The sequence below is a fragment of the Streptomyces melanogenes genome, assembly GCF_014649795.1.
GTDB classification, from domain to species: Bacteria; Actinomycetota; Actinomycetes; order Streptomycetales; family Streptomycetaceae; genus Streptomyces; species Streptomyces noboritoensis.
The window spans coordinates 441,423-460,152 of sequence record NZ_BMTS01000003.1; the positions used below are offsets into that span (position 1 = coordinate 441,423).

19 protein-coding genes are annotated in these 18,730 nt (G+C 71.7%); 13 read left to right on the forward strand and 6 right to left on the reverse strand.

All coding sequences use genetic code 11. The annotated features are described in order from the left end of the window. Positions 1-88: 88 nt before the first annotated feature. On the forward strand, positions 89-3,634 hold the full coding sequence (gene dnaE, locus IE252_RS09055; protein WP_190088790.1) for a DNA polymerase III subunit alpha: 3,546 nt from the start codon (positions 89-91) through the stop codon (positions 3,632-3,634). 91 nt (positions 3,635-3,725) lie between these two features. On the opposite strand, the gene IE252_RS09060 is transcribed toward dnaE, so the two are convergent. Continuing rightward, positions 3,726-3,896, reverse strand: a complete 171-nt coding sequence (locus IE252_RS09060; protein ID WP_180357147.1) for a hypothetical protein — start codon at positions 3,894-3,896, stop codon at positions 3,726-3,728. A gap of 282 nt (positions 3,897-4,178) precedes the next feature. On the opposite strand from IE252_RS09060, the gene IE252_RS09065 reads away from it, so the two are divergent. The 4 genes from IE252_RS09065 to IE252_RS09080 all read left to right on the forward strand — a co-directional run bounded on the left by IE252_RS09065 (position 4,179) and on the right by IE252_RS09080 (position 8,092). After that, positions 4,179-5,441, forward strand: a complete 1,263-nt coding sequence (locus tag IE252_RS09065) for an NYN domain-containing protein (protein WP_190088791.1) — start codon at positions 4,179-4,181, stop codon at positions 5,439-5,441. A gap of 152 nt (positions 5,442-5,593) precedes the next feature. Then, positions 5,594-6,601: an ABC transporter ATP-binding protein gene (locus tag IE252_RS09070; RefSeq protein ID WP_190088792.1), complete on the forward strand. Its 1,008-nt coding sequence runs from the start codon at positions 5,594-5,596 to the stop codon at positions 6,599-6,601. Between the two features lie 23 nt (positions 6,602-6,624). Further along, positions 6,625-7,434: an ABC transporter permease gene (locus IE252_RS09075; RefSeq protein ID WP_229848171.1), complete on the forward strand. Its 810-nt coding sequence runs from the start codon at positions 6,625-6,627 to the stop codon at positions 7,432-7,434. 34 nt (positions 7,435-7,468) lie between these two features. Next, positions 7,469-8,092: a DUF2567 domain-containing protein gene (locus IE252_RS09080; protein WP_190088793.1), complete on the forward strand. Its 624-nt coding sequence runs from the start codon at positions 7,469-7,471 to the stop codon at positions 8,090-8,092. Positions 8,093-8,364: 272 nt separating this feature from the next. Here IE252_RS09080 and IE252_RS44595 read toward each other — a convergent pair whose 3' ends face one another. From IE252_RS44595 to IE252_RS09100, 5 genes are all read right to left on the reverse strand, one after another. Continuing rightward, on the reverse strand, positions 8,365-8,439 hold the full coding sequence (locus IE252_RS44595; RefSeq protein ID WP_465270266.1) for a hypothetical protein: 75 nt from the start codon (positions 8,437-8,439) through the stop codon (positions 8,365-8,367). Between the two features lie 60 nt (positions 8,440-8,499). Next, positions 8,500-8,991: a Cys-tRNA(Pro) deacylase gene (ybaK, locus tag IE252_RS09085; protein ID WP_190088794.1), complete on the reverse strand. Its 492-nt coding sequence runs from the start codon at positions 8,989-8,991 to the stop codon at positions 8,500-8,502. A gap of 17 nt (positions 8,992-9,008) precedes the next feature. After that, positions 9,009-9,773: an LON peptidase substrate-binding domain-containing protein gene (locus IE252_RS09090; RefSeq protein WP_190088795.1), complete on the reverse strand. Its 765-nt coding sequence runs from the start codon at positions 9,771-9,773 to the stop codon at positions 9,009-9,011. Between the two features lie 5 nt (positions 9,774-9,778). Next, complete coding sequence (locus IE252_RS09095; protein ID WP_229848129.1) at positions 9,779-10,942, reverse strand: hypothetical protein; 1,164 nt, start codon at positions 10,940-10,942, stop codon at positions 9,779-9,781. Between the two features lie 96 nt (positions 10,943-11,038). After that, positions 11,039-12,640, reverse strand: coding sequence for an oxidoreductase (locus IE252_RS09100; protein ID WP_190088796.1), 1,602 nt, complete (start codon positions 12,638-12,640; stop codon positions 11,039-11,041). A 175-nt stretch (positions 12,641-12,815) separates the two neighbouring features. Here IE252_RS09100 and hisD point away from each other — a divergent pair, with 175 nt between their 5' ends. From hisD to hisF, 8 genes are read left to right on the forward strand one after another with little or no spacing between them, the layout of a single operon-like run. Continuing rightward, complete coding sequence (gene hisD, locus IE252_RS09105; RefSeq protein ID WP_190088797.1) at positions 12,816-14,138, forward strand: histidinol dehydrogenase; 1,323 nt, start codon at positions 12,816-12,818, stop codon at positions 14,136-14,138. Further along, entirely contained in the window at positions 14,135-15,250 is a 1,116-nt protein-coding gene (locus tag IE252_RS09110; RefSeq protein ID WP_373298529.1) for a histidinol-phosphate transaminase, read from the forward strand. Before hisD ends, IE252_RS09110 begins: the two co-directional genes overlap by 4 nt. After that, positions 15,247-15,840 carry an imidazoleglycerol-phosphate dehydratase HisB gene (hisB, locus tag IE252_RS09115; RefSeq protein WP_067158063.1) on the forward strand — a complete coding sequence of 198 codons (594 nt, stop codon included), beginning with the start codon at positions 15,247-15,249 and terminating at the stop codon, positions 15,838-15,840. The genes IE252_RS09110 and hisB overlap by 4 nt, the downstream gene beginning before the upstream one ends. Beyond that, entirely contained in the window at positions 15,837-16,001 is a 165-nt protein-coding gene (locus tag IE252_RS09120; RefSeq protein ID WP_190088799.1) for a CG2302 family histidine operon protein, read from the forward strand. Before hisB ends, IE252_RS09120 begins: the two co-directional genes overlap by 4 nt. Continuing rightward, positions 15,992-16,648, forward strand: coding sequence for an imidazole glycerol phosphate synthase subunit HisH (gene hisH, locus IE252_RS09125; RefSeq protein WP_190088800.1), 657 nt, complete (start codon positions 15,992-15,994; stop codon positions 16,646-16,648). The genes IE252_RS09120 and hisH overlap by 10 nt, the downstream gene beginning before the upstream one ends. After that, positions 16,648-17,379, forward strand: coding sequence for a bifunctional 1-(5-phosphoribosyl)-5-((5-phosphoribosylamino)methylideneamino)imidazole-4-carboxamide isomerase/phosphoribosylanthranilate isomerase PriA (gene priA / locus IE252_RS09130; protein ID WP_190088801.1), 732 nt, complete (start codon positions 16,648-16,650; stop codon positions 17,377-17,379). The genes hisH and priA overlap by 1 nt, the downstream gene beginning before the upstream one ends. Beyond that, positions 17,376-17,777 (forward strand): RidA family protein, encoded by a 402-nt coding sequence (locus IE252_RS09135; RefSeq protein ID WP_190088802.1) that lies wholly within the window; start codon positions 17,376-17,378, stop codon positions 17,775-17,777. Before priA ends, IE252_RS09135 begins: the two co-directional genes overlap by 4 nt. Further along, positions 17,774-18,529 (forward strand): imidazole glycerol phosphate synthase subunit HisF, encoded by a 756-nt coding sequence (gene hisF, locus IE252_RS09140; RefSeq protein ID WP_190088803.1) that lies wholly within the window; start codon positions 17,774-17,776, stop codon positions 18,527-18,529. Before IE252_RS09135 ends, hisF begins: the two co-directional genes overlap by 4 nt. Positions 18,530-18,730: the final 201 nt, after the last annotated feature.

The window sequence follows — 18,730 nt, forward strand, 5'->3', positions numbered from 1 at the left end:
GACCGTACCCCGGAGTGCCCGACGGCTGTCAGTGGGTCGACGTAGACTTCCAGGCTGTCCCCCTCTCCCCGCCATGGAGGCCCCCGCCGTGTCGAAGCCGCCGTTCACGCACCTTCACGTACACACCCAGTACTCGCTGCTGGACGGTGCCGCGCGGCTCAAGGACATGTTCGACGCGTGCAACGAGATGGGCATGACGCACATCGCGATGTCCGACCACGGCAACCTGCACGGGGCGTACGACTTCTTCCACACGGCGAAGAAGGCGGGCGTGACGCCGATCATCGGCATCGAGGCGTACGTGGCGCCCGAGTCCCGCCGCAACAAGCGCAAGATCCAGTGGGGCCAGCCACACCAGAAGCGCGACGACGTGTCCGGTTCGGGTGGTTATACCCACAAGACGATCTGGGCGGCCAACGCCACGGGTCTGCACAACCTCTTCCGCCTCTCCTCCGACGCGTACGCCGAGGGCTGGCTCCAGAAGTGGCCCCGGATGGACAAGGAGACCATCTCCCAGTGGTCGGAGGGCCTGATCGCCTCCACCGGCTGCCCCTCCGGCGAACTCCAGACCCGGCTGCGCCTGGGGCAGTACGAGGAGGCCCGCCAGGCCGCCTCCGACTACCAGGACATCTTCGGCAAGGACCGGTACTTCCTGGAGCTGATGGACCACGGCATCGACATCGAGCGCCGGGTCCGCGACGACCTCCTGAAGATCGGCAAGGAGCTGGGCATCCCGCCCCTGGTCACCAACGACTCGCACTACACGTACGCGCACGAGGCCACCGCGCACGACGCGCTGCTGTGCATCCAGACCGGCAAGAACCTCTCGGACCCCGACCGCTTCAAGTTCGACGGCACCGGCTACTACCTGAAGTCGACCGACGAGATGTACGCGATCGACGCCTCCGACGCCTGGCAGCAGGGCTGCGCCAACACGGCCCTGGTCGCCGAGCAGATCGACGTCAGCGGCATGTTCGAGGCGAAGAACCTCATGCCGAAGTTCGACATCCCCGAGGGCTACACCGAGGTCACCTGGTTCCGCGAGGAGACCATGCGCGGCATGCACCGCCGCTTCCCGGGAGGCATCCCGGACGACCGCATGAAGCAGGTCGAGTACGAGATGGACACCATCATCTCGATGGGCTTCCCCGGCTACTTCCTCGTGGTCGCCGACTTCATCATGTGGGCCAAGAAGCAGGGCATCGCGGTCGGCCCCGGCCGAGGCTCCGCGGCCGGCTCGATCGTGGCGTACGCGATGGGCATCACCGACCTCGACCCGATCCCGCACGGTCTGATCTTCGAGCGGTTCCTCAACCCCGAGCGCGTCTCGATGCCCGACGTCGACATCGACTTCGACGAGCGTCGGCGCGTCGAGGTGATCAGGTACGTGACGGAGAAGTACGGCGCCGACAAGGTCGCCATGATCGGCACCTACGGCAAGATCAAGGCCAAGAACGCGATCAAGGACTCGGCCCGCGTCCTCGGCTACCCGTACGCGATGGGCGACCGCCTCACCAAGGCGATGCCCGCCGACGTCCTGGGCAAGGGCATCGACCTCAACGGCATCACCGACCCCAAGCACCCGCGCTACAGCGAGGCGGGCGAGATCCGGGGGATGTACGAGAACGAGCCGGACGTGAAGAAGGTCATCGACACCGCCAAGGGCGTCGAGGGCCTGGTCCGGCAGATGGGTGTGCACGCGGCCGGCGTGATCATGTCCAGCGAGACCATTACCGAGCACGTCCCGGTGTGGGTGCGCCACACCGACGGGGTGACCATCACGCAGTGGGACTACCCGAGCTGTGAGTCGCTCGGCCTGCTGAAGATGGACTTCCTGGGTCTGCGCAACCTGACGATCATGGACGACGCCGTCAAGATGGTGAAGTCCAACAAGGGCGTCGACATCGACCTGCTCGGGCTGCCGCTCGACGACCCGACGACCTTCGAGCTGCTCCAGCGCGGCGACACCCTCGGCGTCTTCCAGTTCGACGGCGGGCCCATGCGGTCCCTGCTGCGACTGATGAAGCCCGACAACTTCGAAGACATCTCCGCCGTGTCCGCGCTCTACCGCCCGGGCCCGATGGGCATGAACTCGCACACGAACTACGCGCTGCGCAAGAACAAGCAGCAGGAGATCACCCCGATCCACCCGGAGCTGGAGAAGCCCCTCGAAGAGGTCCTGGCCGTCACCTACGGCCTGATCGTCTACCAGGAGCAGGTCCAGAAGGCCGCCCAGATCATCGCCGGGTACTCGCTCGGCGAGGCCGACATCCTCCGCCGCGTGATGGGCAAGAAGAAGCCCGAGGAGCTGGCGAAGAACTTCGTCATCTTCGAGGCAGGCGCCAAGAAGAAGGGCTTCAGCGACGAGGCCATCAAGGCCCTCTGGGACGTCCTGGTCCCCTTCGCGGGCTACGCCTTCAACAAGGCGCACTCCGCCGCGTACGGCCTCGTCTCGTACTGGACCGCCTACCTCAAGGCGAACTACCCCGCCGAGTACATGGCGGCGCTGCTGACCTCCGTCAAGGACGACAAGGACAAGTCGGCGGTCTACCTCAACGAGTGCCGCCGCATGGGCATCAAGGTGCTGCCGCCCAACGTCAACGAGTCCGAGTCCAACTTCTCGGCGCAGGGCGACGACGTGATCCTGTTCGGTCTGACCGCCGTGCGCAACGTCGGTCAGAACGTGGTGGACTCGATCATCAAGTCCCGCAAGGCGAAGGGGAAGTACAGCTCGTTCCCCGACTTCCTCGACAAGGTCGAGGCGGTCGTCTGCAACAAGCGGACCGTCGAGTCGCTGATCAAGGCCGGCGCCTTCGACGAGATGAAGCACACCCGCAAGGGCCTCACCGCGCACTTCGAGCCGATGATCGACAACGTGGTGCAGGTCAAGCGCAAGGAGGCCGAGGGGCAGTTCGACCTCTTCGGGGGGATGGGCGACTCCGACGACGGCTCCTCCGAGCCGGGCTTCGGCCTCGACGTCGAGTTCTCCGACGTCGAGTGGGAGAAGTCCTACCTGCTCGCCCAGGAGCGGGAGATGCTCGGTCTGTACGTGTCGGACCACCCGCTCTTCGGTCTGGAGCACGTGCTCTCCGACAAGACCGACTCCTCCATCCAGCAGCTCACCGGAGGTGAGCACGCGGACGGCGCGGTCGTGACCATCGGCGGCATCATCTCGGGCCTCCAGCGCAAGATGACCAAGCAGGGCAACGCCTGGGCGATCGCCACCGTCGAGGACCTGGCGGGCTCCATCGAGTGCATGTTCTTCCCGGCGACCTACCAGCTGGTCTCCACCCAGCTCGTCGAGGACGCGGTGGTGTTCGTCAAGGGCCGCCTGGACAAGCGCGAGGACATCCCGCGCCTGGTCGCGATGGAGCTGATGGTCCCGGACCTGTCGTCGGCGGGGACGAACGCGCCGGTGGTGCTCACCATCCCGACGGTGAAGGTGACCCCGCCGATGGTCAGCCGGCTCGGCGAGATTCTCGGCCACCACAAGGGCAACACCGAGGTGCGGATCAAGCTCCAGGGGCCGCGCACGACCACGGTGCTCCGGCTCGACCGGCACCGGGTCCAGCCGGACCCGGCCCTCTTCGGCGATCTGAAGGTGCTGCTCGGCCCGTCCTGCCTGGCGGGCTGAGCGCCGGCGGACTTTTTATTTCATACGGAAGAGGCGCGTCCAAATAGGGCGCGCCCCTTCCGTATTTGTGTGCCTGGTGCGTGTGGAATTATCAGTTGTGGCCGAAGCGACGCTGGTGCTTACGGGCAACATCCGCCGGGCTGCCCTGGGCCTGCGCCTGGGGCTGGGACTGCGCTTCCATCGCCTGCTTGACGGCGTCCTGCTGACCGCGCTCGGCCTGCGAGGCGGCCTGCTGCTTACGGCCGGACTTGTTCTTGGCCATGGTGATGCCTCCTGGGGGGACTAGGGTCCAGGGCCGCTGCCAGCCTCACACGTCCCGACAAAGAACGCATTTCCGACGATTACCGTGCGTAGTCGAACGTAATGGATGCGCAGCGGAAGAGTCCGCCACGCCGATGATCGAGTTCCGGCCGTTAACCCTCGCAGGGTCGGGCAGACTCGAAGGAAACCCGAAGTACGTTCCCTGATCTCTCGATCTCCTGCACTCTTATCTCCCTGATCTCCTTTGCCTCTGATCTTTTGATTTTCAAGGTTATGAAAGAGGGTGGAACGCGTGGACCGCTGCGTCGTCCTTGTGGATGCGGGTTACCTGTTGGGTGCGGCCGCGAGCCTTCTGGCCGGAGAGCCCGCCCGTTCACGGATCACCGTCGACCACGCCGCCCTGATCCAGGCGCTGCGCGAGCGTGCGGAGGCCGACACCGAGCAGCCGCTGCTGCGGATCTACTGGTTCGACGGCGCCCCCGACCGGGTGCCCCAGCCGGAACACCGCAGGTTGCGGGTGATGTCCCGGGTGACGGTCCGGCTGGGCGCACTGACCCGCAGCGACGGGCGGTGGGCGCAGAAGGGCGTCGACGCGGCGATGCACGCCGAGCTCACCGAGTTGGCCAGAAATCGCGCCTGCTCGGACGTGGTCCTGGTGACCGGGGACGGCGATCTGCTGCCCGGACTGATGTCGGCCAAGGAACACGGCGTCGCGGTGCACCTGTGGGCCGTCCAGGCCGCCGACGGCGACTACAACCAGTCCGAGGACCTGGTGGCCGAGGCCGACGAACGCCGGGTCCTCGACCGCGCCTGGATCACCCAGGCGGTCCGGGTCAAGGAACTGAGCACCATGTACGCCCCGGCCGCGGCCCCCCGCCCGGAGATCGCCGCCATCCTCTCCGCCCCGCTGCCCGAGTCGGCGCTCGCCGCCTCCGCCGAGCGGGCCGCGGAGGCCCAGGCCGCGGCCGCGCGCAACGGCACGGCCCAGGCCCCGGCGGCCGTCGGCAACGGCACGGCGGTCAGCCCCGCGCCCGGCACCGCGGTCAAGGGCGTGCCCACGCCCAAGGACCTGGCGGGCCTGCGCGGACCCGGCGCGCAGGCCACCTCGCCGCACGCCCCGCACGCGACCCTGCGCTGGTCCTCCGACAAAGGCTGGGTCGAGCGCCCCGGCTCCACGCTCGGCGAGTCCCCGGAGACCGCCTCGCTGCCCACCCTCGCCCAGCTGACCAGCGCCGAGCAGCGCTGGGCGGACCGCGAGGAGGACATCACCACGGTCGGCGGCGACCCGTACGAGGTGGGGCAGGTCTTCGCCCGCCGCTGGATGGAGCGCCTGCCGGAGACCACCCATGTACAGAAGCTGTCCACGATGTACCCGCGCATCCCGCACCGCATCGACGGCGAGCTCCTGCGGTACGCGGCGCGGTTCGGGCTGCTCGCCCACAAGGACGACCAGATCGACGAGCACGACCGGTACGCGATCCGGGCGGGCTTCTGGCGGGAGATCGACGTCAGGGCGGCGGCCGAGCGGCAGCCGGTGGGGGAGTAGGGCGCGGCGGGGCGCGCGGCGGGCACCGCCGCGCGCCCGGCGCCCCGGGGCGAACCGGACGGTTCGGCTCCTCGGTGCCGGTCGTTCGGCGAACGGAACAAACAGGGGTCCGGGCGCGGGGCAGCCCGGCCGACCCCGTAGGCTCGTTGTCCGTGAGTACCGGCACAGCAGCGGCGCGGGCCGGCACCGTTTGCGCGGTGCGGGGCCTCACCAAGACGTACCCCGCCGCGCGCGGACGACGCGGCTCGGCCGGTACGCCCGAGATCAGGGCCACCGACGGGATCGACCTCGACGTGGGACGCGGCGAGATCTTCGGCCTGCTCGGGCCCAACGGCGCGGGCAAGTCGACCCTGGTGCGCCAGCTCACCGGGCTGATGCGGCCGGACTCCGGCAGCGTCGACGTCCTCGGCCACGACCTGGTGCGCCACCCCGAGCGGGCCGCCCGGCTGATCGGCTACCTCGGCCAGGAGTCCACCGCCCTCGACGAGCTGACCGTGTCGCTCGCCGCCGAGACCACCGGCCGCCTGCGCGGGCTCCCGGCCAAGGCCGCGCGGGCCGAGCGCGACGCCGTACTGGAGGAGCTCGGGCTGACCGCGCTCGCCGGGCGGCCGCTGAAGAAGCTCTCCGGCGGTCAGCGGCGGCTCGCCTGCTTCGCCGCCGCGCTCGTCGGCGACCGGCCCGTGCTCGTCCTCGACGAGCCGACCACCGGCATGGACCCGGTGGCCCGGCGGGCCGTCTGGGCCGCCGTCGACCGGCGCCGGGCCGAGCGCGGCGCGACCGTGCTGCTCGTCACCCACAACGTCATCGAGGCCGAGACCGTCCTCGACCGGGTCGCCGTCCTGGACCGCGGCAAGGTCATCGCCTGCGACACCCCGGCGGGCCTGAAGGAACGGGTCGCCTCCGAGGTCCGGGTCGAGCTGGTGTGGCGCGAGCGGGCGCCCGTCGAACTGCCCGAGGTCGCGGCGCTGCGCCCGCGGGCGCAGGAGTCCGGGCGGCGCTGGGTGCTGCGGCTCGGCCCCGACGCCGCGCGCGCCGCCGTCGCGGCGGTCACCGGCGGGCCCGCGTTCGCCGCCCTCGACGACTTCACCCTGGCCACGCCGAGCCTGGAAGACGTCTACCTCGCCCTCGGCGGCCGTACGGAAGGTCTGGTGAAGGCGTGAGCGCGTTTCCCCTGGAGGTTTCCGTGGAGGCTCCCCCGGAGGCGCTCGCCGCCCCGGCGGAACGGGCCGGGGCGGCCGCGCCGCTCGCGCCCCGGGCGCGGCTGCTGCCCGCCCTCTCGGCCGTCTACCGGGCCCAGCTCTCCCGGGCCAAGGTGGCCCGCATCCCGCTGCTGTTCGTGGCGACCTTCCAGTCGATCGGGATCATGGTCCTGATGCGGGGGGTCGTGGACGGCGGCAGCGAGGCGCGGGCCGTGGTCGCCGGGTCGAGCGTGCTGGTGGTCGCCTTCGTCGCGCTCAACCTGCTCGCGCAGTACTTCGGGCAGCTGCGGGCGGGCGGCGGGCTCGACCACTACGCGACGCTGCCGGTGCCGCCCGCGTCCGTGGTGCTGGGCGCGGCCGCCGCGTACGCCTCCTTCACGGTGCCCGGCACGCTGGTGACGGCGATCACCGGCTGTGTGCTCTTCGGACTCCCGCTGGCGCACCTGTGGGTCCTGGCCGCCGTCATCCCGCTGGCGGGCGCCGCGCTCGCCGGGCTCGGCGCGGCCCTCGGACTCCTGGCCCCGCGCCAGGAACTGGCGACCCTGCTCGGCCAGTTGGGCATGTCGGCGGCGCTGCTGCTCGGCGTCCTGCCCGCCGACCGGCTGCCCGGACCGATCGCGTACGCACGTGATCTGCTGCCTTCCACGTACGGGGTGGAGGCTTTCGCGCACAGCTTCGGCTCGCACCCCGACTGGGCCGTCATCTCCCTCGACCTCGCGGTCTGCGCGGCCGTCGGGGTCGTCTCGCTGCTCGTGGCGACCTGGGCGTACCGCCGGGCGGCGGTCTCCCGGTGAGGCGCCGCACAGGAGCGCCTGGCACGATGGCGGGGTGACCGCACCTCTGACGCCGCCTCACCAGCAGCCACCGGACGACGACGCCTGGCAGAACTCCGCACACCCCGGTTCCGGGCCGGGTGTCCCCGTACGGGAGGAGGGCCCCGCGATGAAGGCGGAGCTGCGGGACGCCGTGATCGCGGCGGTCGCGGTGGCGGTCACGGGTGTGCTGCTCGGGCTGCTGTGGGTGTGGCTGGCGCCCCGGGTGCCGCTGATCTCCGACGACAAGGCCGTGTTCCTCAAGGACACGGAGGGCGAGGAGGCGATCGGGGCGGACGGAACGTTCATCCTGCTCGCGCTGGGGTTCGGGGTGGTGTGCGCGGCCATAGTCTTCCTGCTCCGCAGGCGCGGCGGCATCCCCCTGGTGGCCGGGCTCGCCGTGGGCGGGCTCCTCGGGTCCTGGCTGGCCTGGCGGGTCGGGGTGTGGCTGGGGCCGAACCAGGACGTGGTGGCGGCGGCGCGGGCGGCGGGCAAGGGGGTCGTGTTCGACGCGCCGCTGAAGCTGAACGCGAAGGGGGCGCTGCTGGCGTGGCCCGTGGCGGCGATGGCGTCCCACCTGGGCCTGACGGCCCTGTTCGGCCCCCGCGACCCGGAGCCGTGGCCTCCTGCGGAGCTGTGAGCCCCTCCCCGCCCCTTCCCTAAACCCTCCGGGGGTGGGTGGGGGGGGGAGGCGGCTTTCCCGGGGCTACGCCCCGGACCCCTTTGCGGGGCCTGCGGCCCCTGCACCCCGCTCGCATTCGTCTGCGGGCCGTATGTGGCTGGTCGCGCAGTTCCCCGCGCCCCTAACTACCTAGGGGCGCGGGGAACTGCGCGCGCAACCCACCGCGGTCCGCAGCCGAAGCACCCAGCCGCCCGGCCAGGGCTTTCGGGAAGGGGCGGGGTGGGGAAAAACTACGCCGGGCGGCGGCCGTGGTTCGCTCGGCCCTTTTTGATTCGCCACTTCCGCTTGCGGGTTCGTTTCGACATGGGGGCAACTTGCTCGCCCCTGAGCGATGTGTCCAGAGCCCTTACCGGACAACAGCAGAGTCAGCCGCGCGCCACCGGGGCGAGGACCGCACCCGTCAGCGCCGCCAGGTCCCCGGGCGCCAGCTCGACCTCCAGGCCCCGGCGCCCAGCCGACACGCAGATCGTGGCATGGGCCGAGGCCGACGCGTCCAGGACCGTCCGCAGCCGCCGCCGCTGCCCCAGCGGCGAGATCCCACCCCGGACATACCCCGTCGTCCGCTCCGCCGCCACCGGATCCGCCATCGCCGCCCGCTTGCCCCCGACCGCCGCCGCCAGCGCCTTGAGGTCGAGGGAGCCCGCCACCGGGACCACCGCCACGGTCAGCTCGCCGTCGACGTCCGCCACCAGCGTCTTGAAGACGCGGTCGGGAGAGACGCCGAGGGCCGCCGCGGCCTCCTCGCCGTACGACCCGGACGAGGGGTCGTGCTCGTACGCGTGCACCGTGAACTCCGTGCCCGCCGCCGTCAGCGCCACCGTCGCCGGAGTGCCCCCGGCCGCCTTCTTCTTCGCCAACTCAGCGCTTCCTTACGTCAGTTGGGGCTCGTGGGGGAGCGGGTCAGGTCCACCGCCGGGAGCGAGGGGAGATGGCGGATCACCGCCGTCTCCGCGCGCAGCAGCTTCAGCTCCTCGCGCAGCCGCGTCGCCGTGTCCGGCGCCTGGAGCAGCCGCTGCTTCGCCGGGACGTCGAGCACCGCGGCCGCCGCCACCAGGTACGACACCACCGACGGCTCGTCGGGCAGCTCGGCCGAGCCGGTCACGGACCGCTCGCGCGCGCCCGCCAGCCGCTTCTGGTACGCCCGGAACGCCCGCAGCACGCCCTCCGCCAGCGCCCCCGCCTCCTCGCCCGGCTCCTCGGGCAGCTCCTCCAGCTCGGCCGTGAGGTAGGGCCCGCTCGCGTCCACCGAGAGGAGCTTCACGCGGGTGGTGCCCGTGGCCAGGACCTCGAAGCTGCCGTCCGACCGCTCCCGGATCGTCGCCGCGTCCGCGATACAGCCCACCTGGTGGAACGCCTGGATCGGGTCGGAGCCGAACCCGGCCGCCGGGCCCTTCTCCGGGATCGCCGTCTGGTCGGGCAGCCCGGGCCCGGTCGGCGCGACCTCCCGGCCGTCGCGGATCGCGACCACGGCGAACCGGCGCGGCTCGTCGTCGTCGGAGGCGGAGCCGGAGTCCGGGCCGGACTTCAGCAGATCGCGCATCATGGCGCGATACCGCTCCTCGAACACGTTCAGCGGCAGGACGAGGCCGGGGAACAGGACCGAGTTGAGCGGAAAGAGGGGGAGGCGAGCGGTGGTCACAACGCTCAAGCGTAATGGTCGCCGGACCGGCTGCGTCCGGGCTTCCCGAGGGCGCCCGCGCCCGGCAGCCCGGCGGCCCGCCCGGGCGCCTTCGCCGGGGGCTGCCCCGGGGCGTCGACGGGCTCGGCCACAGCGCCCGCGGGGCCGCGTTCGCGCCCCGTCGGAGTCCGCGCCGCGACCTGCCGGCGCACCCCGTCGCGCAGCTCGGTGAACCGCCCCAGCGGGTCGTCGTCGAGCCGCGCCCACGGGAAGGCCGTGGCGTAGGGGCCGATGCGGCGGAACTGCTCCAGGGCCTCCTCCCACCGTTCCCGTACGACCAGGACGTACGCCAGCAGGTTGCGCACCTCGGCGGGCCACGGGTCGCCCGGCTCGTACGCGGCGGAGAGCGCGATGGCGAGGTCGGCCGCCGTGTCGATCCGGTCGCGGAACAGCTCCTGCGGGCTCTGCCTGCCGGTCGGCGCCCCGCCCGGGTCGGCGGCGAGGCAGGCGAACGCGGCCCGCACCGGCAGCGCCTGGACGAGCGAGCCGGGCAGCGCGTCCGCCGCGGCCTCCTCGGCGAAGCCGAAGCACTCGCGGTGCGAGCCGTACCACTGGGCGGAGAGGTATTGCAGTGCGGCGACATGGCAGCCGTAGTGGTGCGAGGAGCGGCCGATCGCCTCCGTCCACAGCGACTCGAAGACGGTGTGCGGCGCGTGCGTGCCGCGCGCGTGGTCGAGCGCGATGCGCCACGGCACCGGGTCCGCGGGCTCGGCCGAGGCCGCCGCGTCGATCAGCGGCGCGATCTCCCGCAGCAGCTCGGCGCGGGCGGGCGAGCCCCACGCCCGTACGATCGCCAGCTCCGCCTTGACCAGCAGCGCGTCCGGGTCCCGGGGCGCGGCGGCCAGCCAGTCGGCGAGCCAGTCCGGGCGGCTGACCGCGAAGGCCGCGAGCCGCATGGTGTAGCGGTCGCGGTTCTCCCACTCGGCCGACTCACGGGTGACGGCGAGCAGCTCGGCCGCCGCTGCGTACTCCCCCCGGGCGGCGGCCACCAGCGCGGGGCCGAGCCGCCCGTCGGGCGCGTCGAGGAGCAGATCCTCGTCGGCCGGGAGGTCGGCGGCGAGGTGCGGGGTGTGCCTGACCGCGCGGACGGCACGGAGCAGGGCGCGTACGAATGACATGGTGTGAACCATTGAAAACCGCAGGTGGGAGCTCCGCCAGAGGTGTGCGGTGAAGAGTGTGTGGCGGCCGTGACGGTTGTACGGGGGCGGGTCAAGGACCGGCAAATTTCAGCCACGCCGCAGCAGGCGCGAGGCACCCGCCGCCACGGTGGTGGCCAGGATCCAGCCGAGCACGATGAGCACCGCCGAGACCCACTGCCAACTTCCGTGCAGCTTCCAGTAGCCGTCCTGCCCCAGATTGATCACCGGCACGAGCAGATCGAGGGCGTACAGCGAGGCGTTCCAGTCCGGGTGCTCGTCCGCCTTGATCGGCTGCGGGTCGTAGTGCGAGAACGCCAGCGCTCCCATCGCCCACAGCACCGCCATCCACAGCGCCGCCCGCCCCGGCCGGTAGCCGTAGGCCACGGTCAGGTCCTGGAGCACGCCCCACAGCTTCCCCGCCAGCGGCAGGGTCTCGCGGCGCCGGCGCTGCTTGGCGAGCAGCACCTCGCGCGCGTCCGCGTCCTCGCCGCTGTTGCGCAGCACGGTCGCCAGGCGCTCGTACGGCTCCGGCGCGTACTCGGGAGTCGCCGCCGCCACCCACTCGAGCCGTCTGGACAGCGGGAAGAGGCCGCGCGGGATCAGGTTGTCGTAGCTGAAGCCGCCCATCGCGAGCCCGCCCGGCCCCGGCCAGCTCGTCGACATGTCGACCAGGTTGACGACCCGGGCGCCCGACAGCACCACCCGGCCCCGCTCCGGCCGCTCCCCGAGGAAGCGCAGCTCCGGCGTCTGCACCCGGCGCAGCGACAGCTCCTGGTAGTCCCGCATCACGAAGCGCGCGCTCTGCAGGTCCACGGCGTCCCCGAACCGGCCGTCGTCCAGGCGCAGCCCGCCCTCGCAGACGAACGGCTGCACCCGGGTGCCCCGGGCCGGGGTGCCGGAGTAGTTCGTCCCGTACGGCGGGGTGGTGGTCTCGGTGGCGCCGGGGGAGACGGCCGCCGCCGTCATGTAGAGCGTGCGCTCCACGGTCAGCTGCGGGGCGTTCAGCGCCCGCCGCCCCTCCGGGTTCACCAGGCGGCTGCCGCGCAGGCTGAACGTCACCCCGACCTTCGCCGCCCGCAGGCTCACCTCCCCGTACGACTCGATCAGCTCGGCCTGGAGGTCCTGGGCGACCGAGAGGCCGTCGGCCGCGATCGAGCGGCCCTTGCGGTCGGGGTGGATCACGGCCTGGTTGAGCAGCAGATCGGTGCCGATGTGGGCGTCGGTGAGCCGGATGCCGCGGGCGATCCGGCAGCGCGGCAGATGCAGATCGCCCTCGGTCTGCAAACGGGCCGCCTCGATCCGCGGGATCGCGCAGTTCACCATCCGCACGGTGGTGACCCGGCACTCCGGCAGCAGCACCTCGTTCTCGAACCGGCAGTTGTTCAGCTCCACGTACGGCGTGACCGTGCCGCCCGACAGGTTGAGCGTCCCGACGATCTGCACGCCGTTCAGCTTCAGGGCCGCGACCCGGCCGGGCAGCGCGGGCGGCCCGTGGAGCAGCAGCAGCGCCACCGCCCGGGCCTTCACCTGGCGCTCGGGCCCCCAGACGCGCCCCGAGAACGGGTCGTCCCGCACCCGGCTGCGGGTGCGCAGGTCGTAAGGGCTGCCGTTGCGGAAGTTCTCCCACATCCGCAGCTCCACCGGACTGAACCAGTCCGGGGCCACATCGGCATCCGGCGCCTCGGTCACTGCCGTCCCCCTCGTCCTCCTGCTCGCCCCGCGCGGTCGCGTGCGGATGTACGTACATGCGTGTGTAACGGAGTGAACGCTAGTGGTCACGGCCGGGGCGCGGGGCGGGCGGGATACGTATCAGCCAGTGATACGGGCGATCGGTGGCGCGATGCGGTCTGAGAGAATTGGTTCCGTGATCTCTCGAATCGATCTGCGCGGCAACGCCCTCCCCGAGGGTGGCGCCCTGCGCGACCTGCTGCCCCGTGCCGAGTTCGACGTGGAAGCCGCCCTGGAGAAGGTGCGGCCCATCTGCGAGGACGTGCATCATCGCGGCACGGCGGCGCTGATCGAGTACGCGGAGAAGTTCGACGGAGTGACCCTGGAGCGGATCCGGGTGCCCGCCGAGGCGCTCGCCGAGGCCCTGGAGAAGCTCGACCCGCAGGTCAAGGCCGCCCTCGAGGAGTCCATCCGGCGCGCCAGGACCGTCCACCGCGCCCAGCGCCGCACCGAGCACACCACTCAGGTGGTGCCCGGCGGCACGGTCACCGAGAAGTGGGTGCCGGTCGAGCGCGTGGGGCTCTACGCGCCGGGCGGCCGGTCGGTGTACCCGTCGTCCGTGGTGATGAACGTGGTCCCGGCCCAGGAGGCGGGCGTCGAGTCCATCGCACTGGCCTCCCCGCCGCAGAAGGAGTTCGGCGGACTGCCGCACCCGACGATCCTCGCCGCGTGCGCGCTGCTCGGCGTCGACGAGGTGTACGCGGCGGGCGGCGCCCAGGCCGTCGCGATGTTCGCGTACGGCACCGAGGAGTGTGCGTCCGCGAACATGGTGACCGGCCCCGGCAACATCTGGGTCGCCGCCGCCAAGCGCTACTTCACCGGCCGCATCGGCATCGACACCGAGGCCGGACCGACCGAGATCGCCGTGCTCGCGGACGAGACCGCCGACCCGGCGCACGTCGCCGCCGACCTGATCAGCCAGGCCGAGCACGACCCGATGGCGGCCGCCGTCCTGGTCACCGACTGCGCGGCGCTCGCCGACGCGGTGGAGCGCGAGCTGGAGCCGCAGGTCGCGGCGACCAAGCACGTCGAGGACCGGATCAAGCCCGCGCTGGCGGGCAGGCAGTCCGCGATCGTCCTGGTCGACGGCCTGGAGCAGGGCCTCAAGGTGGTCGACGCGTACGGCGCGGAGCACCTGGAGATCCAGACCGCCGACGCCGCCGCCGTGGCCGGCCGGGTCCGCAACGCGGGCGCGATCTTCGTCGGCCCGTGGGCCCCGGTCTCGCTCGGCGACTACTGCGCGGGCTCCAACCACGTGCTGCCCACCGGCGGCTGCGCCTGCCACTCCTCGGGCCTGTCGGTCCAGTCCTTCCTCAAGGGCATCCACATCGTCGACTACAGCCGGGACGCCCTCGCCGAGGTCGCCCACCACGTGGTCACCCTCGCGGAGGCCGAGGACCTGCCCGCGCACGGGGCGGCGCTGAAGGCGCGGTTCGGATGGAAGGTGCCCGGCCAGTGACCGACCGACTGACCCTGGACGACCTGCCCGTACGCGACGAGCTGCGCGGCAAGTCGCCTTACGGCGCGCCCCAGTTGGACGTGCCCGTCCAGCTGAACACCAACGAGAACCCGTACCCGCTGCCCGAGCCGCTGGTCGCGCGGATCGCCGAGCGGGTCGCCGAGGCCGCGCGCGGCCTCAACCGCTACCCCGACCGGGACGCGGTGGAGCTGCGCACCGAGCTCGCCCGCTACCTCACCCGCACCGGCGGCCACCCCGTCGGCGTCGAGAACGTCTGGGCGGCCAACGGCTCCAACGAGGTCATCCAGCAGCTGCTGCAGACCTTCGGCGGCCCCGGCCGCACCGCCATCGGCTTCGAGCCCTCGTACTCGATGCACGGCCTCATCGCGCGCGGCACCGGCACCGGCTGGATCTCCGGCCCGCGCAACGAGGACTTCACGATCGACGTGGCGGCCGCCGAGCAGGCGATCGCGCGGAACGCGCCGGACGTCGTCTTCATCACCTCGCCCAACAACCCCACCGGCACGGCGGTCGAAGCCGAAACGGTTCTGGCGCTCTACGAGGCCGCCCAGGCCGCCAAGCCGTCCCTGGTGGTCGTCGACGAGGCGTACGTCGAGTTCAGCCACCGCGACTCGCTGCTGCCGCTCATCGAGGGCCGCCCCCACCTGGTCGTCTCGCGGACCATGTCCAAGGCGTTCGGCGCCGCCGGGCTGCGCCTGGGCTACCTCGCCGCGCACCCGGCGGTGGTCGACGCGGTCCAGCTCGTCCGGCTGCCCTACCACCTCTCCGCCGTCACCCAGGCGACCGCGCTCGCGGCCCTGGAGCACACCGACACGCTGCTCGGCTACGTCGAGCAGCTCAAGCGGGAGCGGGACCGGCTGGTCACCGAGCTGCGGACGGCCGGGTACGAGGTGACCGACTCGGACGCCAACTTCGTCCAGTTCGGCCGCTTCGAGGATGCGCACGCCGCCTGGCAGCGGATCCTCGACCAGGGCGTCCTGGTCCGTGACAACGGGGTGCCCGGGTGGCTGCGCGTCACCGCCGGCACCCCCACCGAGAACGACGCGTTCCTGGACGCGGTCCGTCAACTCAAGAAGGAGCAGAGCGCATGAGCCGCGTCGGCCGTGTCGAACGCACCACCAAGGAGACGTCCGTCCTCGTCGAGATCGACCTCGACGGGACCGGAAAGGTCGACGTGTCGACGGGAGTCGGCTTCTACGACCACATGCTCGACCAGCTCGGCCGCCACGGCCTCTTCGACCTCACGGTCAAGACCGACGGCGACCTGCACATCGACTCGCACCACACCATCGAGGACACCGCCCTCGCGCTCGGCGCCGCCTTCAAGCAGGCGCTCGGCGACAAGGTCGGCATCTACCGCTTCGGCAACTGCACGGTCCCCCTCGACGAGTCACTCGCCCAGGTGACCGTGGACCTCTCCGGCCGCCCGTACCTGGTGCACACCGAGCCCGAGAACATGGCGCCGATGATCGGCGAGTACGACACCACGATGACCCGGCACATCCTGGAGTCCTTCGTGGCGCAGGCGCAGATCGCCCTGCACGTCCACGTCCCGTACGGGCGCAACGCGCACCACATCGTGGAGTGCCAGTTCAAGGCGCTGGCCCGGGCGCTGCGCTACGCATCCGAGCACGACCCGCGTGCCGCGGGCATCCTTCCTTCGACCAAGGGCGCGCTGTGAACGGCCTCAACACCATCCTCATCGTCCTCGGGCTCTTCCTCGCGGGCGGCGTCTACTCCTTCATCAAGCAGGAGATGTCCAAGAGCCTGATCACGCTCCTCGCGATCAGCTCGGCGCTCTGCCTGGTCGCGGGCGTCCTGCGGCTGGAGGTGTGGAATTGAGCCCGGGCACCGCCGCCAAGAAGGTCGTGGTCTTCGACTACGGCTTCGGCAACGTCCGCTCCGCCGAGCGCGCCCTCGCCCACGTCGGCGCGGACGTCGAGATCACCCGTGACTTCGATGAGGCCATGAACGCCGACGGGCTGCTCGTCCCCGGCGTCGGCGCCTTCTCCGCCTGTATGCAGGGGCTGCGCGAGGCGCGCGGCGACTGGATCGTGGGCCGGCGCCTGTCCGGCGGCCGCCCGGTGATGGGCATCTGTGTCGGCATGCAGATCCTCTTCGAGCGGGGCATCGAGCACGGCGTGGAGACCGAGGGCCTGGACGAGTGGCCCGGCACGGTCGGGCCGCTGAAGGCGCCGATCGTCCCGCACATGGGCTGGAACACGGTCAAGGCCCCCGAGGACAGCGACCTGTTCGCGGGCCTGGACGCCGACGCCCGGTTCTACTTCGTGCACTCGTACGCGGTGCACGACTGGAGCCTGGAGGTCACCAACCCCAGGATCCGCGCGCCCCGGGTCACCTGGGCCACCCACGGCGAGCCGTTCGTGGCCGCGGTGGAGAACGGCGCGCTGTGGGCGACCCAGTTCCACCCCGAGAAGTCCGGCGACGCCGGCGCCCAGCTGCTCACCAACTGGATTGGCACGCTCTGATGTCCACCAAGAAGCTCGAACTCCTGCCCGCCGTCGACGTCCGCGACGGCCAGGCCGTCCGCCTCGTCCACGGCGAGTCCGGTTCGGAGACCTCCTACGGCTCCCCGCTCCAGGCGGCGCTGGCCTGGCAGGCCTCCGGCGCCGAGTGGCTGCACCTGGTGGACCTGGACGCGGCCTTCGGCACCGGCGACAACCGCGCGCTGATCGCGGAGGTCGCGGGCGCGATGGACATCAAGGTGGAGCTGTCCGGCGGCATCCGCGACGACGCCTCCCTGGAGGCCGCGCTCGCCACCGGCTGCCGCCGCGTCAACCTGGGCACCGCGGCCCTGGAGACCCCCGAATGGGTGGCCAAGGTCATCGCGGAGTACGGCGACAAGATCGCGGTCGGTCTGGACGTACGGGGCACGACCCTGCGCGGCCGCGGCTGGACGCGTGACGGCGGCGACCTCTACGAGACGCTGGCGCGCCTCGACGCCGAGGGCTGCGCGCGGTACGTGGTCACCGACATCGCCAAGGACGGCACGCTCACCGGCCCCAACCTGGAGCTGCTGCGCAACGTCTGCGCGGCCACCGACAAGCCGGTGGTGGCCTCGGGTGGCGTCTCCTCGCTCGATGACCTGCGGGCGATCGCGGAGCTCGTGGGGCAGGGTGTGGAGGGCGCCATCGTGGGCAAGGCCCTGTACGCGAAGGCGTTCACCCTCGAAGAGGCCCTGGAGGCTGTGTCCCGATGAGCGACGTACGGCGTGTGCAGAGTGACGTTCCCACCCCCTGGGAGGACACGATCGGCTTCGCGCGCGCCGTCGCCGCGGGCGACCATGTGCATGTCGCCGGCACCACGCCGTTCAAGGGCACGGTGCTGTACGGCGAGGGCGACCCGTACGAGCAGGCCATGGTGGCCTTCTCGAACGCCCTCGCCGCGCTCGCGGAGTTCGGGCTCGGGGTCGAGTCCGTGGTCCGCACCCGGATGTATCTGACCCACGCGCGGGACATCGACGAGGCGGGCCGGGCCCACAAGGAGCTCTTCGGCGCCGTCCGTCCGGCGGCCACGCTGGTCATCGTGTCGGGTCTGGTCGACCCGCGCGTGCTGGTCGAAGTAGAAGTAGACGCTTTCCGAGGAGCCCCCGCATGACCCTCGCGGTCCGAGTCATCCCCTGCCTGGACGTCGACAACGGCCGGGTGGTGAAGGGTGTCAACTTCCAGAACCTGCGCGACGCGGGCGACCCGGTCGAGATGGCCAAGCTGTACGACGCCGAGGGCGCGGACGAGCTGACGTTCCTGGACATCACGGCGTCCTCGGGCAACCGGGAGACGACCTACGACGTGGTGCGGCGCACCGCCGAGCAGGTCTTCATCCCCCTGACGGTGGGCGGCGGGGTCCGCTCGGCGGACGACGTGGACAAGCTGCTGCGGGCCGGGGCGGACAAGGTGGGCGTCAACACGGCGGCGATCGAGCGCCCCGACCTCATCCGCGAGATCGCGGAGCGCTTCGGGCGCCAGGTGCTCGTCCTGTCGGTCGACGCGCGCCGCACCCCGTCCGGGTCCTTCGAGGTCACCACGCACGGCGGGCGCCGGGGGACCGGTCTCGACGCGGTGGAGTGGGCGCACCGGGCGGCGGAGCTGGGGGCGGGGGAGATCCTGCTCAACTCTATGGACGCGGACGGGACGAAGGACGGGTACGACGTCGAGATGATCTCGGCGGTCCGCCGGCATGTGTCCGTGCCGGTGATCGCCTCGGGCGGCGCGGGCCGCCTCGCCGACTTCGCCCCGGCGGTGGCGGCGGGCGCGGACGCGGTCCTGGCGGCGTCGGTGTTCCACTTCGGGGATCTGCGGATCGGGGACGTGAAGGAAGCGCTGCGGTCGGCGGGCCACCCGGTGCGCTGATTTTTCCCCACCCCGCCCCTTCCCGAAAGTCCTCTGGCGGACGGCCGGGTTCGTCGTCTGCGGACCGTGGCTGGCTGGTCGCGCAGTTCCCCGCGCCCCTTGGATGCCGCTGCGCGGCAATCCCCGGGGCGGCCCGGAGGGGCGCTTTTAGGGGCGCGGGGAACTGCGCGAGCAACCCAGCACGGTCCGCAGAAAGAGACA

Coding starts and splice junctions, on each gene's coding strand:
- IE252_RS09060 (WP_180357147.1), bottom strand. CDS start 3,896: ATGGCCAAGAACAAGTCCGGCCGTAAGCAGCAGGCCGCCTCGCAGGCC.
- IE252_RS09095 (WP_229848129.1), bottom strand. CDS start 10,942: ATGGTTCACACCATGTCATTCGTACGCGCCCTGCTCCGTGCCGTCCGC.
- hisB (WP_067158063.1), top strand. CDS start 15,247: ATGAGCCGCGTCGGCCGTGTCGAACGCACCACCAAGGAGACGTCCGTC.
- priA (WP_190088801.1), top strand. CDS start 16,648: ATGTCCACCAAGAAGCTCGAACTCCTGCCCGCCGTCGACGTCCGCGAC.
- IE252_RS09135 (WP_190088802.1), top strand. CDS start 17,376: ATGAGCGACGTACGGCGTGTGCAGAGTGACGTTCCCACCCCCTGGGAG.
- hisF (WP_190088803.1), top strand. CDS start 17,774: ATGACCCTCGCGGTCCGAGTCATCCCCTGCCTGGACGTCGACAACGGC.